This is a genomic window from Neobacillus sp. CF12, from assembly GCF_030348765.1.
Lineage (GTDB): Bacteria > Bacillota > Bacilli > Bacillales > Cytobacillaceae > Neobacillus.
Map to the genome: position 1 here is coordinate 6,094,584 of NZ_JAUCEU010000007.1, position 17,520 is coordinate 6,112,103.

Genomic DNA, 17,520 nt, shown 5'->3' on the forward strand with positions numbered 1-17,520 from the left:
GAGAAAAGATGGTGAAAAACTTTTATGATATGTGGAAAAATTATTATTCTGAGTATAGTAGTCTGTTGGACGATCAAGTAACAAAGGAATTTCCAGCTCAAGCGATAGGCCAGATATTAGAGATGAATCTTCAATTCAAAAAAATATTGAATGAAACAACTGAACGTTATTATGAATTTGCAAATCTACCATCAAGAAATGACCTTGCGCATGTATCCTCTCAGATTGTAAATATAGATGCCAAAGTGGATGATTTAGAAGAATTTTTACAAGAATCCAAGGATAAACAGGAAGATTCAAAGAAACTCCAACGTGAAATGACTGAATTAAAAAAAGATATGAAGAGTCTCGATTCTAAACTGACTCAAATCATTACTCTATTAAATTCCTCTAGAGAGGCAAATAAAAAAGGAACTGTTTAAGTGGTCAAGGTTAAAAATATCATTCGAAAGTTTAATCTTAAATTATACGAGGGGTGGAGTCATGACCGTTCTTATGCCAAAAGATTTTGATAAATTTATTCCCACTGTATCTAATGAGTATCAACAGATGTTTAATCGTTTAAAAAGTGTAACGCAGGTTTTAATGAAGGATGCCGAGCCAGAGGTTGGCCCAACACCGAAAGAAGTAATTTGGACTAGGAATAAAACCAAGCTCTACAGATATATTTCTGATCAACCGAAAAAACACAAAACTCCGCTTCTTTTGATTTATGCTCTTATTAATAAACCCTATATCATGGATTTAACAAAGGGAAGCAGTTTAGTTGAGTATCTGGTTAATCGGGGTTTTGACGTCTATCTCCTTGACTGGGGTACAGCAGGTCTTGAGGATAAAAACATGAAATTAGATGATTATATAATGGACTTCATCCCCCGCGCAGTACGTAAAGTTTTGCGGAAATCGAATGCTCAAGAAGTGTCCATTCTTGGTTACTGTATGGGCGGTACCATAACCTCCATATTTGCTGCGTTGCATAATGATTTGCCAATTCGTAACCTTATCTTTATGACCACTCCATTTGATTTTGAAGAGACAGGAATATACGGTGCTCTACTGGATGAACAATATTTTGATATTGATAAAGTGGTCCAAACTCTTGGAAATATTCCGCCTGAAATGATTGATTTTGGAAATAAATTAATCAAACCGATGGCAAATATATATGGGCCATATGTTAGTCTTTTTGACCGTGCTGAAGATGAAAGTTTTGTTAAGAGCTTTAAACTTTTGCAAAAATGGTTAAACGACGGCATCCCATTTCCTGGTGAATCCTATCGCCAGTGGATTCGCGATTTTTATCAAAAAAACAAGCTTATTAAAGGAGAACTTGTTATACGTGGGCGTCAGGTTAAACTTGAGGCGATCACTGCTAATGTACTCAACTTATCGGGTGAAATGGACAACATTGCTCCACCCCATCAAGTTGAAGCATTAATGAATCGAATTTCCAGTAAAGACAAACAGTATATAAAATTACCAGTAGGTCACACGTCCATTGCTTTTGGAAGTAAAGCTACAAAAATAACGTATCCAACGATTGGTAATTGGTTGGAAGAGCGATCAAATTAATAGTAAAAAGATTGGATTAAGGGGTGAAATTATGTGGGTATGTAATACACATATGAAAAAAGCACTGCCATATTTAGATGCTCCACATGTTAGTAAAGCATCGTATCAAATTAAGTGTTCCCTTTGTGAAAATTTTGCGATTGCAAAAGTTTATTATAATTACCAAACTTACCATTTTTCAAAACACTCCATGTTTTCTTTGTCAACAACTTCCCAGGAAAAATCAGGTTAAAAATACAAATTTGAATTAAAACAGAATTTCAGACTGGATGGGATTGAGATAGAAACTGTGACCATTGATAGTAAAGTTACTGAATCTAAAATACAATTGTTTGAGGATTTTCCTACACCAACTTTTCAACAGTGGAGAGAAATGGCGGAGGTAAGGAGCTAAATTTGAAGAAAATGCAGGTACCGATACTTATGAAGGAGTTCGTCTTCAACCTTTGTATCGTCAAGAGGATATTGAAAAATATCCTTTTTTATCTACATTGCCAGGTGATTTCCCATATTTACGTGGAACAAATGAAAAAGACAATCAGCATGAACCTTGGAAAGTGAGTCAGGAATAAGCTTATTCGGATCCAGAAGAGTTTAATCAAGCTGTACGAAATGATTTAGAAAAAGGGCAAACAATGCTTCATTTGATATTGGACGAAAAGAGATGGATTGACCCTTTGGAAGGAAAAGGTAAATAGCAGAGGTGTTTCACTAGCCTATCTACAGGATATTCACAAAGCATTCAAAAACATAAATATGGAAGAAGTCCCAATCTATATCGAACCTGGTATAAGTGGTTTCCTTTTTTCGCTACATTTATGGCTTATATCATTCAACAAAATCAATGTCCTAATAGAGTTAGAGACTGTATAGGTTTTGATCCAATTGGCGGCACAAAGCAAATTCTCGCTCTGTCATTGGAGTATATAGCGCAGAATATGCTATTAAGCAAGAAATCGATGACGTACGAAAACAAACTCATGATTTTGAAGTGAGGCGAGGACGACGACCAAGAATTATGGTTGCCAAGCTGGGTCAGGATGGTCATGATCGCGGGGCAAAGGTAGTAGCAACGGCATTTGCAGATTTGGGATTTGATGTGGATATTGGTCCTCTTTTTCAAACACCAGCAGAAGCTGCCCTTCAGGCAGTTGAAAATGATGTTCATGTTATTGGGCTAAGTTCCCTGGCAGGTGGTCATAAGACGCTATTGCCAAAACTAATGATTGAACAGAAAAAGTTAATTCGTGAAGACAATGTTGTGGTTGCTGGAGGTGTTATCCCTGTCAAGGATTATGAATTTCTCACAGAAATTGGGGTAACAGTTATTTTTGGTCCAGGAACAGTAATACCTTTTGCTGCTCAAAAAGTATTAGCAGAATTTAATCGAAGTTTAGATTGGAACGATTAGTGTTATGTGCCAAGTAAAACCGGGTCAAAACCGCTATTTTTTTTGAAAATGGGGAATAGTGAATGCAAACAGTATACTTAGTTGAGGCACTCAGAACTCCGATAGGGAGTTTCGGTGGTGCATTGAAAGATGTAGGTGCTGTACAACTTGCAACGACTGTTGTTAAGGAGGTATGGCAAAGAGCTGGTCTTTCAGGTGAATGTATTGATGAGGTAGTACTAGGTAATGTACTAAAATCAGGACTCAAAGGAAACCCAGCTAGACAAGCAGCAATCCATTCTGGGATACCTGTGTCTGTACCGGCTATTACAATTGATAAACAATGTGCTTCTGGATTGCGTGCAGTTACATTAGCCTATCACCAAATTCTTGCAGGAGATTCAAATGTTGTGATTGCAGGAGGGACAGAAAGTATGAGTAATGTCCCGCATTTAGTGATGAATGCAAGATGGGGACAGAAAATGGGAGATTTAAGGACAGTGGATGCACTCTTTCATGATGGACTTCATTGTGCAATAGAAGGTTATCATATGGGGATAACAGCTGAAAATTTAGTAGCACGCTATCATATTTCCCGAGAGGAACAGGATGTTTTTGCATACGAAAGTCAGCAAAAAGCTATTAAAGCTAAAGAACAAGGAAAATTCAAAAAAGAAATTATTCCTGTTGCTATTAAAAGCAAGCGTGGTTTCACCTTATTTACAGAAGATGAGAATATAAAAAATACTAATCTAGAGAAATTATTGACTCTGAAACCAGCTTTTAAAGAGAATGGGACGGTGACAGCAGGAAATGCTTCGTCATTAAATGACGGGGCAGCTGCAGTCATTGTTGCTTCAGAACTAGCTGTAAGGGAATACAACTTAAAGCCACTTGCCAAAATTCGTTCGGTTGCTAGTGCTGCTGTATCTCCTTCTATCATGGGTATTGGACCAGTCCCAGCGACACAAATAGCCTTAACGAGAGCAAATCTTACAACACAGGATATTGAATTGGCAGAGCTAAATGAAGCATTTGCAGCTCAAGTACTGGCAGTAAATAAGGAATTGGGTTTGCGAGAGGATATTATTAATGTTAATGGAGGTGCAATAGCATTAGGTCACCCAATCGGATGTTCAGGTGCTCGAATTGTGGTTAGCTTAGTTCATGAATTAAGGCGTCAGAAAAAACAAATTGGATTAGCTTCATTATGTGTTGGTGGTGGACAAGGCGTTTCCATCATCATTGAAGCAGTATAATAGTACATGGAAGAATACTGGGGAATTAGTTAATTTGAAGATCGATTTATCAATAGACAATTTCATTACGGAAAAGCATTAAACTTTATATGTTAGGGTTTGATGCTTTTTTTATATGTAAATATATCAACTTAGTACAATTTATTTAGTTCTAAGGTTATTACTAAGTATTAATAGTTTTCTAGGTAAATACACATTTTTGAGAGAACATGTTGTTAGCTAATTGTCAAGTGAATATGATGTGGGAACTTAAAAAATAAAGATACAATTATGTATTGCTGAGAGGATTTCAGGAGTTTTGGGTTTATCAGATATTTATAGGTCGAAATGCTGTATCGGGGTACCGTTTGACTAGATATAAATAGAATTATTTCGGAATAGTTTACTGAAAAGTCAATCTATTTCCTGAATTTAATAATCATAGGGTAATTATTGTTTTTTTCCAATGAGGAGAGATCGTATTGTATACAAATCAAAACAATTCGCTAAGTTTACCCTTTCCAACACGATGGGGGCTTAGTACTGAGTTAGCTGGAAGACCGCTTGTAAGGGGGATACTTACCATTGAGTCGGTCTCTGGCAACACAGTAAGAGGTACAGCAAATTTTCGTGGGAGTCCGATTGTAATCAATGGATATTGGGATGAAAATACCAAACAACTAATATTTGAAACACCGTATGCATCTTTTTCTGGTCAATTACAAATTTTTGATGATGCAACGAGCAGAGTTCGTCATTTTATTTTAATTGGACGGTTCGTTATGAAGCCAACTTCATTGCAGACAGGTCAGTATGGAAGTTGGGTTGCAACTACTAATAGAGTACTTACTGGACCACCGCAATACACGGGTGGTATTCCTCCGGTAGGAGCTTTTTTAACATCAGATTTACTAATACAAGGTCGGAAATTCTACAAAAATTTTTAGATAACTCTTTTTCGAAACTGTATCAGAGCTAATAAGATAAATATTTTTAAACAATAATGTAAAGCTAAATCGTAGTAATCATTTGGAACTGTAGGATAGTTTTTTATTTATATAATAAAAAACAGATGAATAATAAGATATCCACCATTCATGGTTTCAAACGAATGCTATAGATAGCAAAAAACAAAAGTATTGGGATTTTTTTTCATTGTCATTGAAGTGCTTATTGGCACCATGCTTGGGGCCAAAATTTCTTTGACCTACGGCAGGTAAGAAGAGTGATGAGCATGGGGGAAAAGGTCCTTAGGAAGCTTGATGTAGGAGCAGTACTAATCTCTTACATTTATTAGTGAGATGAACACAGAAAACCCGAATAACGGTATTTTTTAATAGTATCCATTATTCGGGTTTTCGTTCATTCAGTTATGTCCTTTTAATTTTAATCAACAATTATTTCTAAAATACCCAGTATTATGGAATTATATAGGTAAGGGAATAAAAACTTCTGAAGAAAGTGAAGTGCAATTTATGCAATTATCATTAACGGTAAGTGGACCAGGTGCGGATGTGGTCTCGTACTTAATCGCGAAAAATCCCAATAATCCGTATGAACGGGATGAAAAGGGCTTCAAAGTCCGCCTTGTTTACCCTAGTTTCACAAAAGAAGAAGTGCAATTTGTTATCTATGTAAAGCCTGACCCGATAGACTTAGTTCGTAACTCATCAGATTTATTCGATATTACGCATTACATAAATGATCGCGAGTTTGCGGTCAGCAGCTTATTCATCACAGCCATTCGTAAAGCCTTAGGTACTGCATTGAATGGGAAACCTGATGAAGCGTATTTGCAATGGGTGGACCATCCATTTGAAATGAAGCTAGCATTTGGACCGGTTGCTACCGATTTGCAAGATCAGGAGCTTTTTGAATTGTTTGAACCCATGGGATACAAAGTGGAAGTTGAGCGTGGTGATAGTACCATTCGAAAAAAGAGATCAGCTCGCTTTGTTACATTAACTGGCATTCAAACAGTTCAGAATGCCTTAAAACATGTTTCCATACTTATTCCGGTCATTGATAATTACAAGCACTACTTTTTAGATGAGAGAGAAGTTGAGAAACTGGACCGATATGGAGAAGGTTGGCTGGAAGTCCATCCTTTAAAACAAATGATTGTAAAACGGGCACTTCGTTTTAATGCGTTAATTTTTCAATCAAAATTCTATGAAAAGAAACAACAAAATCGTAACCAGGATGACAGCCCGAGGATTCGTTTAAATGACCTTCGTTATGAGGCAATCCTAAACTTAATTAGGTCACTGCCTCACAAGGAATCGATTGTGGACCTTGGTGCGGGGGAAGGGAGACTTTCGGTACAAGTGGGTTTTGTAGAAGGTATAAAAGAGATTCTATCGATTGAGCCTTCGAACAAATCTCGTATCCGCGCCATCGAGCGCTTTGAGCAGGTAAATGCCAAAGAAGGATATGTTCAACCTCAGTCATTGCCAGGGTCTTTATATTATTTCGATAGCCGATTGCAAAATAAAGATGTAATCGTTTTATGTGAAGTCATTGAGCATATTGATGAGAATCGGCTTCCTAAAATATTCGAAACCATTTTGAATGATTACCGTCCAAAGACACTAATTGTGACGACACCAAACCAGGAATATAACGTGCTCTATGAGATGGATGAAGAAATGCGTCATGATGATCACCGGTTTGAATGGACGAGAGCCCAATTCGCTCAAAATGTTGATGCCTGGTCCCAAATGTATCCTTATCAAGTAAGCCTTCAAGGTATAGGTGAAGAGCATCCATCCTACGGTCATCCAACTCAAATGGCAATCTTCAGAAGAGAGGAAGAAAAATGACAACGATACATTTACCGCACGGAGGAATCGTCCTGTTAGTCGGACCCTCTAATACCGGAAAAACGACTTTATTAAATCAATTAATACAAGAAGAGCAGATTCTTCCATCTGAAGTGGTCAGCTCTGATCAATTTCGCGTTCTAGTCAGCGATATTGAATTCATTAGTTGGAACGGGCGTCCCAAAGACGAAAGTGATGCAATATTTCACGAGTATCAGCAAATATCTGGTGCTGCGTTTGACGCGATGGATTATGTGATTACGAAGCGGTGCCAACTCAATAAATTAACGTTCATCGATGCGACCCATTTACGTGAGGAAGAGCATGACAAATACCTGCAAATGGGGAAGAAATATCATGTACCTGTTATTTCAATGGTCTTGAATATATCAGAAACGGAATTGCTAAGACGAGATATGGAGCGGACCTTCCCTCGGGGTAGAAACCGAATAAAACAACAGTATCAACATTTTAAAAATACGCTTCGCTTTATTAAAAAGAAGCCTTATCGCCGTGTTTATATGCTTGGTGAAGATGAACTTCAAGTAGTAAATGTTAGTCGTCTAGAAAATCCATTATATATTGATGTTGGGACCGGAATTGATTTTATCGGGGATATTCATGGCTGCTTCGATGAATTTATTGAAATGTTAGCGAAATTGGGTTATCAAGAAAACGAAGAAGGTTTTTACATTCATCCTGAGGGGAAGAAAATCCTTTCACTTGGTGATGTACTGAGCCGGGGACCAAAATCAATTGAAACACTGCAATTTTTCCAAAAGCATGTAGAAGCCGGGAATGCCTATATGATTGATAGCAACCACGGATGGAAGATTGCCCGCTGGCTTGATGGAAAAAATGTAAAGATGGCTCATGGTGATGAAAATGTTGCAGCAGAGTTTGAAGAATATGAGCGTGAATATGGAAGTGAAAAGGTAGAGGAATTAAAGGGACAAATAAAAGAGTTGCTTTTACAAGCCAAATCACATTATATCATTCAAAAAAATGGGATTAATGCAGTTGTGGCCGTCCATGCAGGAATTAAAGATCATTATATCGGTAAGCAGTCGCCGCGGATTTCTGATTTCTGCCGGTACGGAGATAGTGAAGGGCTTGATGAACATGGAAAGCCGATTCGAAAAGATTGGTCCATCTCTCATAAATCGAGCGAACTAATTCTGTGGGGGCATGATCCAAAACCCCAGCCATTGCTTGTTAACAACACACTAAATATTGACCAAGGTGTGGTATTTGGAGGAAATTTAACCGCTTATCGTTACCCAGAAAGACAATTTATTTCGGTCAAGGCAAAGCAGGACTATGCGAATGTGCCAGACAATCCGTTGAAGGAATGGGAACTCAAAAGGCTGTCGCCTCCTAATATCATGAAGTTTCTAGAAGGATATTCGGTGTTAACGGAACAGTACGGAGAAATCATGATTTATGACGATGGTGTGAAACCAGCTTTAGATGATTTATCCCATTACACCCTGCCGCTTGAAGATATCGTCTATCTTCCACCAACGATGAGTCCGACACCAAAACCGTCCCGTCTGGAAGGGTATCTGGAGCATCCAATGGAGGCATTTGATTACTACCAAGCCAATGGTGTAGATACCATGATCGTCGAAAAGAAACATATGGGCAGCAGAGGTATTTTGTTTTTATTTAAAAATAAGGAAATTGCCAAGGAGTATGTTGGAAGGGAAACTTTGGGAACCATTTATACCCGGACAGGCAGAGCATTTTTTAAAATAGAATTACAAGAACAGATTGTCACTGTTTTGAATAATGATTTGGTAAATAGTGGTTATTTTGATAAGTACAACACTGATTTTGTCCTCCTCGATGCCGAGATACTTCCGTGGAATTTAAAGGCGTTGGATCTGATCTTAAACCAATATGCACATGTTGGGGAAATGGCCATGCTTGACCGCAAAAAGTTAAAAGATTCACTTCAACAGGCTGTTGAAAGCGGCAAAGATGTGCTGAACTGGATTCAGGAAGTAGATGTCGGGATAGAAAATGCTGAAGTCTTTAATGAAGTGTATCAAAAATATTGCTGGGAAACAGAAGGAATAGAAGGAATTCAAATCGCGCCTTTCCACACGTTAGCACATAGCACAGAATCATTTTTTGACAGGCCGCACACTTGGCATATGGAGAAAAATAAAGAATTCAGCGGGGTTTCTCAATTGTTTGTGGAAACAGACTATCGTGTTGTAAATGATGAATCCTCAATGAAAGTGGCGATTGAGTGGTGGGAAGAGTTGACCGAGGATGGCCATGAAGGATTTGTGGTCAAACCGAATTCGTTTATTACTCGTCACAGAGGGAAACTGCTGCAGCCAGCGATAAAAGTGAGAGGACGAAAGTATTTGCATATCATTTATGGAATTGATTATTTGCTTCCTGAAAATTTATCGAGATTAAAGAAACGAAATGCTGGCAAGAAACAGCGTAATGCATTAAAAGAATTTTCTCTAGGTGTAGAAGCAGTTAATCGTTTTGTAAAAAGAGAATCATTGGAGCGGGTTCATGAATGTGTGCTAGGGATACTTGCCTTAGAGGCTGAGCCAATTGACCCAAGATTATAATGTGTGTTAAACGAACTGTTGTAAATACAGTTCGTTTTTTTCATACATTGAGCCATATCCCCATATGATGTTGGTAAAAGGAGTGTGAGAGAATGGGTGTTCATGTGGTGGGTACTGGTGAAAATTTGTGGGCAATATCAAATAGGTATGGAGTACCAATGCAAACTATTGTTGAGCTAAATGGACTACCAACTGCTAGTTCCCTCGTGCCAGGTCTCGCCTTGTATATCTCTGACAACCAGCTGCCAATCCGCTCCTATCAAATAAAACCAGGCGATCATATTTGGAAACTAGCTCAGCAGTTCAACACTGACATTTCCACCATTTTAGGTGCAAATCAAGGGGTGGACCCAAACCAGCTTTTTGTCGGTCAAATTATAAACATTCCATCACCCGTGAAGTTAGAGATATCGACGTTGGGATTTCTTGTGCCATCAGGTGATAGTTCTATTCTTTCGATGATAGACTCACTTGCTGGACAATTAACATACTTAGCCGTAGTGGCATATTCGTTTACAGCAGAAGGTTACGCCTATAACGAGATTGAGGATTCAGCAATTGTTGCACGGAGTAAACAGGTGAACATCACTCCCTTATTAATGATTCGTAATTTTACGGGAGTTGATTTTAGTGCGGAGTTGGCAGGACATGTACTAGCTAATGCTGTTTACCGGAGGAATTTAGTACTTAGTATTGTGAACTTGACCAAACAAAGGGGATTTGGCGGAGTATCGATTGACTTTGAATTTATTCCACCGCCGCAGCGCACTGACTTCAATCTATTTTTAAGAGAATTAAAGAATGCATTGGGCGAGTTAATTCTGCATGTTAATGTACATGCAAAAACGGCGGATATTCCTACGAATCGGATTATAGGGGCATACGATTATGCTGCCATTGGGAGTGTTGCGGATATTGTTGCGGTCATGACTATTGACTATGGTTACCCAGGCGGACCGCCGGACCCTATTGCGCCAATTTGGTGGATGCAGCAGGTTGTTCAATACTCAATTACTCAAATAAATCCTCGTAAACTACAAATCGCACTTCCACTATATGGATATGATAAGGTGGTCGGGACGAATGCTACCCATGCAATGTCCGTTGTGGCAGCGCAAAACCAAGCCATTTCAACAGGCTCACCGATTCAATTTGATCAGCACTCCATGTCCCCTTGGTATCGGCATTATCGTTCGGGGGTAGAACAGGTTGTATGGTTTGAGGATATTCGAAGTTTTATAGAGAAATATCGATTGATGGATGTTTATAACTTATTAGGAACTACTTTTTGGCAAATCAGCTTAGCGGCACCGCAGAATTGGGCTTATTTGAGTAAAAATATTGCTGTGGTGAAATAAAATACAAAAAGGTTGTCTCCTATGAGGCAACCTTTTTGTATATATAGTATTTCTACATCGTACTTCTAAATTATGAGTTGATAACCGCTCCTTGGAAAGATCCCATAGTAAAAGTAACGGCAGTTTGAGGTCCTCCACTTGGATGAGTTACACTTGCCTGCAATGTGTAAGTGTGTACACCAGCATCGACGTCAGTGTCACAACAGCTAAATGCAGTAGTATCAGGTTGATTTGCTTGATCAACAGAATCAATTGCTGAACATAACACTACATTGTCATCACGGACAAATCTAAAAGTAATAAAATCTGCTGCAGAAGTTCCTACCCAAGTTGCATAGGCATTCAACCAAACTGCGTTTGTTGGAGAATTAACAGTTAAAGTAATTTCAGCTAGATCTGTAAAACCAGGACCACTACTTACCGTTATATCTGCTTCAAAGTTTTCACAATCAAAATCAATAAGCAAGCCAGGATTAAATACTCCCATTTAATATTTCACTCCTTAATTTTTTAATTCCCTACATGTATATTAAACTTGTCTTTTAGTGGACTAGTTATCTGCCTTATTTTTATTTAAAATGGGCCATTCATTAATGGAATCGGTAGTTATACATCCAATTTAGAAATAGGTACAGGCATATATATTATTTCAAAATAGACTATAAATGAAGTTGAAAGTAGTAATTAAAAAATTGTATAAAGGGGAAGTAAAATGCGTGTTTCAGTTGGAAAATGGACAAAACATAAATTGATGTCAAAGGATGAAAGGCTTTCTTCCTATTTGCCTGATACACAATACTTAACTAGAAGTTCTTTAAATTTAATGTTAGATAAATATAATCAAGTAATGGTTAAACCATGTTTTGGTTATCAGGGGCTTGGCATTATCCAAATATCATCCTTATCAGATGAGGATTTTGAACTTCATATTGGTCACAGAAAAATAATCGTAAACGGTAAGGAGAACATCTACGATTATTTAAAAGAAAATCACTTTCCAAAAAAAAGACAACGGTATATCGTCCAGCAAAGAATTCCGCTTGCAACAATAAATAATAATCCATTTGATATCCGGGTAATGGTACAAAGAAAAAAAAATTCATTGGAGTGGACAGTAACTGGTAAACTTGCAAAAGTAGCGGCAAATAACTTTGTTGTGACAAACGCAGCAAAAGCTATAGTATCTGTGGAATATGCAATTGGAATATCACTGGTAAACAACGAAAAAATGAAAGATATTGTATCTGATTTAGAGGAAATTTCCTTGTTAATTGCAGGGCAATTAGCAAATTCCTATACCAATAAACGTGTATATGGAATAGATCTTGGTATTGATGTTGAAGGAAAGGTCTGGATTATAGAAGCAAACCTAACTCCTGCTGTATCCATGTTTAAATTTTTAAATGATGGTTCGTATGAAACCATTAACGCGTATAAAAGAGGATGAAAAATAGCTAAGGTTAATATCTGCCCATACCTTTTAATGAGCATTGAATATAAATTATGGTAAAGGTCCTAATTTCCTGTTTATGTTAGGAGGTGGAGGCATGAAAATGGAAACAGTTGGGGTACTACTTTCTAAAAGGGAATGGAGTAAGCTACTTAACAAAAAAAGCAAAAATGACGAAATATGGCATATTTATGATAGGAAAGGCAAAGAGTTAAACCTAAACATTCAATTCTTTACACTTTCTGATATTTCTCTCGAGAGTTTAAAAACTCAAGCAATTGAACTTCAGAATAATTCAATAATCAAAGAAACAATTGATATCCCATCAATTATTTATAACCCAACAATGTTTTATAAAAAAAAGAATATCAAAAAATTAAGGGAACTTTCTAACCACCCCAAATTTCAAGTCCTTAATGAGCACCATATAATAAAGAAAAAAGAACTAGGTGCATTAATAGATTCATATTCTGATATAAAAATAGATTTTGATGAAGAAAACGACGCTAACAATACTTTATTTTCTTTATATGTATTAGGACAAAAAAAGTTAAATAATAAATGGAAATCCCCGATTATGTACGCAAAAGATTCTAACCAAAAATTATACTATTTAGAAGATGCCTCAATGGATGTATTATGGGAACATTGCCAAAAGGTTTTAGATATCATTCAATTTTACTACCCAGGAATTTTCGAGATTGGGATTGTATTTTCATTAAATGAAAATGGTTTCTATTCTTTAAAATCAACCTGTTCAATCAATACAATTGTTAAAGATTTTTTTGGATGGAACACTGAAATGTGTGAAAATATCTGTAAATTCCCATTCCAGGTTGCTAAGGAAATACTGCAAGAAAAGAATACTCACGATGAAATCAGTAATGAATATAGCCTTGAAAACCTATCACAAACAACCAAACGTTTGTCGAGTCCGGGATCTGAAGATGACCTGATAATACCTTCAAATGAGGATAGTATTCATCACTGGATTAAATTAAAGGAGTATCAAGACGAGGAAATGTGCCTCAAATTACCAATGCTTCGGTCAAATTTAATCATTAGCAACCCAATCTCCATCCAGTTTGGCATTAAAGAACACACATGTAAAATTGACTTAATTGAAAGGGATATTCGTTTAAATAGAAATTCATTTACCGAACCTGCAGAGGTCCTTATCTCTAGTTCTCTTATAAAGAAGTTGCATATCCCAATAGACTTAATATATCAATTAAAGATATCCAAAGATAAAGCAATAATTGGTCCATCAATTGGTCTGTTGCTAGGGGAAAAAAATCAATTGTACAATCCAACATATATGGAAAAGTACTCGGACCGTTTTAGGGAATATGAGAAATTTGGCGGCTTAGTTATGGCCTTTTCCACTCGTTCCATCGACTGGGAGGAAAAGATCGCATATGGCATGCTGTATGATCCAACTCAAAAAAAGTGGAGATATGATTCTGCACCGATTCCAGCTGCCTTGTACCGTAGAAACTTTCATCAGAATTTTGATCGGATTAGCCAGCTAATTGAAATGACAAATAAGAATTTATTCAATTCCCATTTCTTTAAGAAATCTGACCTTATTTTATTAAAAGATGAAAAGGAAATTCGTAACCATGTCCCCGCCACATATCTTTTGAAAAAAGTGGAAGATTTAATTGAATTTATTCATGATAGGGAAAGGATTATTTTAAAACCCGTCAGCCTTTCACGTGGACGGGGCATCTTTACACTTGAAAAAAATCATGAACTAGCTGAAGGGTATATCCTATACGAGCATCAAAATGAATTTCTACTCCGACATCTTATTCCTGATAACAAGGCATTAGAGGAAATGTTCATAAAGTTGAATTTATTAAATAAGCATTATTTGTATCAAACCTACATTCCGCTTCTAAAATTAAACAACCGCCCCTTGGATGTGAGAGTAGTTATGCAAAAATATGATATAAAAAGCTGGAAATGCACGGGTATCGAATGCAGGGTTGCCGGTGAAAATGAGGTGTTAACCAATATTGCAAGAGGCGGAGAAGCAATGACTTTGGAGGAAGTAGTAATTGGTTCAGGTATTGATCAATCATTCGATAAGATTTATGAGAGTATTATAAATCTGTGTCAAAAGTTCTGTCATTTAATTGATAGAAAAGACGAACACTATGCAGAATTTGGTTTAGATATTGGTCTTGATCAAGAAGGGTATCCATGGATTATCGAGGCAAATATTTTTCCGAGTTTTAAAGGCTTTAAAGAAATGGACTATGAAATGTACTTGAAAATTCGCTCTCAGCCTATCTTTTATGCAGTTCATATACAAGGATTTAGCGTAAGTGAAAGTGAGGGGGGAAACTCACATGAAACATATTATAAAAACAATTTCTACTCCTAATCCAACAATTTCACTTCCTTTAAACGTTATAGAAAAATTATTAATAAGTGACAGAGAATCAATCACGATAAGTATTGGGGCAATGAAGGAAAGTGTTACCTTACTACATCATGATCACCGGCAACCATGTATTTATTTATCTAATGAAATCTATAATAAATTATTTCTCCCTCATTTTATCGACGTGTATGAGATTGCGTTTGATAATGACACATTAATTATTGGTCCAGTCATTGGTTTGTTGATTCGTGGCAAGATAGACGAATTGACTAAACAAAGAATTAAAATTTATAAAAATTATTTAATTGATTATAAGCATTTAAATGGACTAATTCTTCTTTTTACCTCTGATGGTATAGATGTGAAAAATAAGCTTATTAATGGATATGCATTTAATCCAAAGGAGCATGAATGGGAGGAGGGGATTTTCCCATTTCCTTCAGTCGTTTTTCTCAGAAAACCTATAAAAGAAGTAATTCGGAAGAAATTAACCGGGTTAATTGGTAATAAATTCTTTAATTCTCATGTTTTTAATAAATGGGAAATGTGGGAATGGCTTTCTGACCATGAACAAATAAGGAAGTATCTCCCTGAAACCGTTCTGGGTGAAAATATAGAAAATGTTCAAAGATTAATAGATGCTCATCAAGAAACGTTTATTAAGCCGAAGGCAGGTATGCAGGGTTCTGGAATTTTTCAACTTTCAAAGGTGGGTCAAGAATATAATTTAACCTATAGAATAAAAGACAAAAATATAATCACGGTGTTAGACAACTGGCAGGCAGTAGAAAATTATCTGAAGTCAGAAATAAGCCTAAAAAACTATATTGTGCAACAACGAATTCCATTGTTGACAAAAGACAATAGGGTCATGGATGTTCGGGTGATTGTTGGTAAAAATCACAATGGGGATTGGATTGTTCCTGGGATGGTAACAAAGTTTGGTGAAATAGATAGTATTGTGAGCAATATATCAAGTGGCGGGTCAGCACAAAAAGTCTGGAAGTCCCTTTGCGATATATTTCAGAATGATTTTAAAAAAGCCTTTAAGAAGTATATGGAAATTGAAAAATTGGCCATTACCTGTTGTAAGGTATTAGAGAGTAAAGGATTGCATCTAGGTTATATTGGGATTGATATTGGAATGGATGAAAACCATAACCTTTGGCTGATTGAGATTAATAATCGGAGTCCAGACATGACCATTGCCTTGGATGCAGAGGATTACCAACTATATTATAAAATTAAATCAGCCCCCTTACATTATGCTAAATGGTTATCTGGTTTGGGAGGTGAAAGACAGGGTGGTTTATGAAATAGTTTCTGATAGCTTATCACGTAACACCTTATCGATTCCAATTGCACTAGCTGTTTCTTTAGGGCTCGAAAGGAAGAAAACCATTACCTTATCGTTTGGGAAAAGACGGGTACCGATTGCTATTTCCTTGTTACAATCAAACAATAAAAATAATATTCTAGTCAGCGAGGATATTATTTCGAATCTGCTTATCGATACGAAAGTAAAGTATGAACTCTTATTTTCAAACGATGAGTTAATCCTAGGGCCAGTAATTGGTTTATTATTGGGAAAATCAGAAAAAAGACTGGTCAAGTATTTAAATAATTATTTAATTTATACAATGTTATACGAACAAATTAATGGAGTGTTATTCGTTTTTTGTGAAGAGCATATTGATTTTACAAACGATAAAATTACAGGATATTTATATGATCCTTCAGTTCCAGAATATTGGAGAAAATGTGTACTTCCTTTTCCGGGTGCGATTTTCAGAAGGGTAGAACTCTCCCAAAAAACATTAATGGGTCTGAAAGAAAAAATGGGTGAGAGTTTTTTTAATGCTCAATATTTTGATAAATGGCAATTTTGGAATTGGCTTTCCCACTTTGACGAACTAAAAGAACATCTTGCTGAAACGACCAATAAAGTGACTTTAGCAAATGTCGATAAATTTATCGAAAAATATAATGGTGTTTATTTAAAGTTGAAGGATGGGTCAAGAGGAAACGGAATTTATTATATAGAAAAAGATGAAGGTCTATATGTCATTATGAAAAATTATCAAGATGACATTACAAAGTTATCAGAAGGCCAGATGGCTGATTTCTTGTCGAAACACTCTTTATATTTGTTACAGCAGCCCATCCGGCTTCATACATTCGAGGATCGAAAGGTAGATTATAGGGTAATGCTGCAAAAAAATGAAACTGGCCATTGGCAATGTACAGGCATTATTGCAAGATTCGGAAATACAAATGCTATATCCTCAAATTTTAAAGCAAATGGCTTTGCCTTGGAAGGAACAGCAGCATTAAAAACACAATTTGGCTATGACGAGCTAACTGCATTTAAAAAATACCAAGAAATAATAAGAATTTGTACAGATATGGCCAGTAAGGTGGATGAAATCGCGGGAGCCTATGCTGATTTAGGAATTGATGTTGGAATTGATAAAAACGATAAAATTTGGGTTATTGAAATGAATAAAAGACCAGACCATGATTTCCCGTTAATTATTAAAGACCGTAAAATGTATTATCTAGTCAAGTCAAATCCAATTTTATATGCAAAATATCTTGCTATGGGCGGCCAGAATTCATCGGTTATTTTTTAAATATTAAAATGAATAACACCAAAACAGGCTCTAACGATTAGAGTCTGTTTTGGTGATATTTAATAACT

Annotated in this window: 12 protein-coding genes and 2 pseudogenes; 13 read left to right on the plus strand and 1 reads right to left on the minus strand. The window is 36.4% G+C overall.

Features of this window, described 5'->3' with window-relative positions; genetic code table 11:
- The first annotated feature begins 8 nt into the window (after positions 1–8).
- From QUG14_RS29395 to QUG14_RS29435, 9 genes and pseudogenes are all read left to right on the plus strand, one after another.
- Positions 9–422, plus strand: coding sequence for a hypothetical protein (locus QUG14_RS29395; protein WP_289343972.1), 414 nt, complete (start codon positions 9–11; stop codon positions 420–422).
- Positions 423–483: 61 nt separating this feature from the next.
- The gene (gene phaC, locus QUG14_RS29400; RefSeq protein WP_289343973.1) at positions 484–1,572 is read left to right on the plus strand and encodes a class III poly(R)-hydroxyalkanoic acid synthase subunit PhaC; all 1,089 of its coding nucleotides are present in this window, start codon (positions 484–486) and stop codon (positions 1,570–1,572) included.
- A 431-nt stretch (positions 1,573–2,003) separates the two neighbouring features.
- A pseudogene (locus tag QUG14_RS29405) lies at positions 2,004–2,144 on the plus strand (methylmalonyl-CoA mutase family protein); the annotation flags it as partial.
- Between the two features lie 317 nt (positions 2,145–2,461).
- Positions 2,462–2,983 (plus strand): annotated as a pseudogene (locus QUG14_RS29410) (cobalamin-dependent protein); the annotation flags it as partial.
- Positions 2,984–3,045: 62 nt separating this feature from the next.
- Positions 3,046–4,221 (plus strand): thiolase family protein, encoded by a 1,176-nt coding sequence (locus QUG14_RS29415; RefSeq protein WP_289343974.1) that lies wholly within the window; start codon positions 3,046–3,048, stop codon positions 4,219–4,221.
- Between the two features lie 461 nt (positions 4,222–4,682).
- Complete coding sequence (locus QUG14_RS29420; protein WP_289343975.1) at positions 4,683–5,147, plus strand: hypothetical protein; 465 nt, start codon at positions 4,683–4,685, stop codon at positions 5,145–5,147.
- Positions 5,148–5,675: 528 nt separating this feature from the next.
- Entirely contained in the window at positions 5,676–7,022 is a 1,347-nt protein-coding gene (locus QUG14_RS29425; protein ID WP_289343976.1) for a 3' terminal RNA ribose 2'-O-methyltransferase Hen1, read from the plus strand.
- Positions 7,019–9,619, plus strand: a complete 2,601-nt coding sequence (locus QUG14_RS29430; RefSeq protein ID WP_289343977.1) for a polynucleotide kinase-phosphatase — start codon at positions 7,019–7,021, stop codon at positions 9,617–9,619. Before QUG14_RS29425 ends, QUG14_RS29430 begins: the two co-directional genes overlap by 4 nt.
- A gap of 92 nt (positions 9,620–9,711) precedes the next feature.
- Entirely contained in the window at positions 9,712–10,977 is a 1,266-nt protein-coding gene (locus QUG14_RS29435) for a glycosyl hydrolase family 18 protein (protein ID WP_289343978.1), read from the plus strand.
- Between the two features lie 70 nt (positions 10,978–11,047).
- Here the strand turns inward: QUG14_RS29435 and QUG14_RS29440 are convergent, their stop codons facing one another.
- A complete protein-coding gene (locus tag QUG14_RS29440; RefSeq protein ID WP_289343979.1) occupies positions 11,048–11,464 on the minus strand; it encodes a hypothetical protein in 417 nt (138 codons plus the stop codon).
- 225 nt (positions 11,465–11,689) lie between these two features.
- Here QUG14_RS29440 and QUG14_RS29445 point away from each other — a divergent pair, with 225 nt between their 5' ends.
- The 4 genes from QUG14_RS29445 (at position 11,690) to QUG14_RS29460 (ending at position 17,452) form a co-directional block, all read left to right on the plus strand.
- Complete coding sequence (locus QUG14_RS29445) at positions 11,690–12,424, plus strand: YheC/YheD family protein (RefSeq protein WP_289343980.1); 735 nt, start codon at positions 11,690–11,692, stop codon at positions 12,422–12,424.
- A gap of 100 nt (positions 12,425–12,524) precedes the next feature.
- Positions 12,525–14,819 (plus strand): YheC/YheD family endospore coat-associated protein, encoded by a 2,295-nt coding sequence (locus QUG14_RS29450; protein WP_289343981.1) that lies wholly within the window; start codon positions 12,525–12,527, stop codon positions 14,817–14,819.
- The gene (locus QUG14_RS29455) at positions 14,785–16,134 is read left to right on the plus strand and encodes a YheC/YheD family endospore coat-associated protein (RefSeq protein ID WP_289343982.1); all 1,350 of its coding nucleotides are present in this window, start codon (positions 14,785–14,787) and stop codon (positions 16,132–16,134) included. The genes QUG14_RS29450 and QUG14_RS29455 overlap by 35 nt, the downstream gene beginning before the upstream one ends.
- Positions 16,124–17,452: a YheC/YheD family endospore coat-associated protein gene (locus QUG14_RS29460; RefSeq protein WP_289343983.1), complete on the plus strand. Its 1,329-nt coding sequence runs from the start codon at positions 16,124–16,126 to the stop codon at positions 17,450–17,452. The genes QUG14_RS29455 and QUG14_RS29460 overlap by 11 nt, the downstream gene beginning before the upstream one ends.
- Positions 17,453–17,520 lie beyond the last annotated feature (68 nt).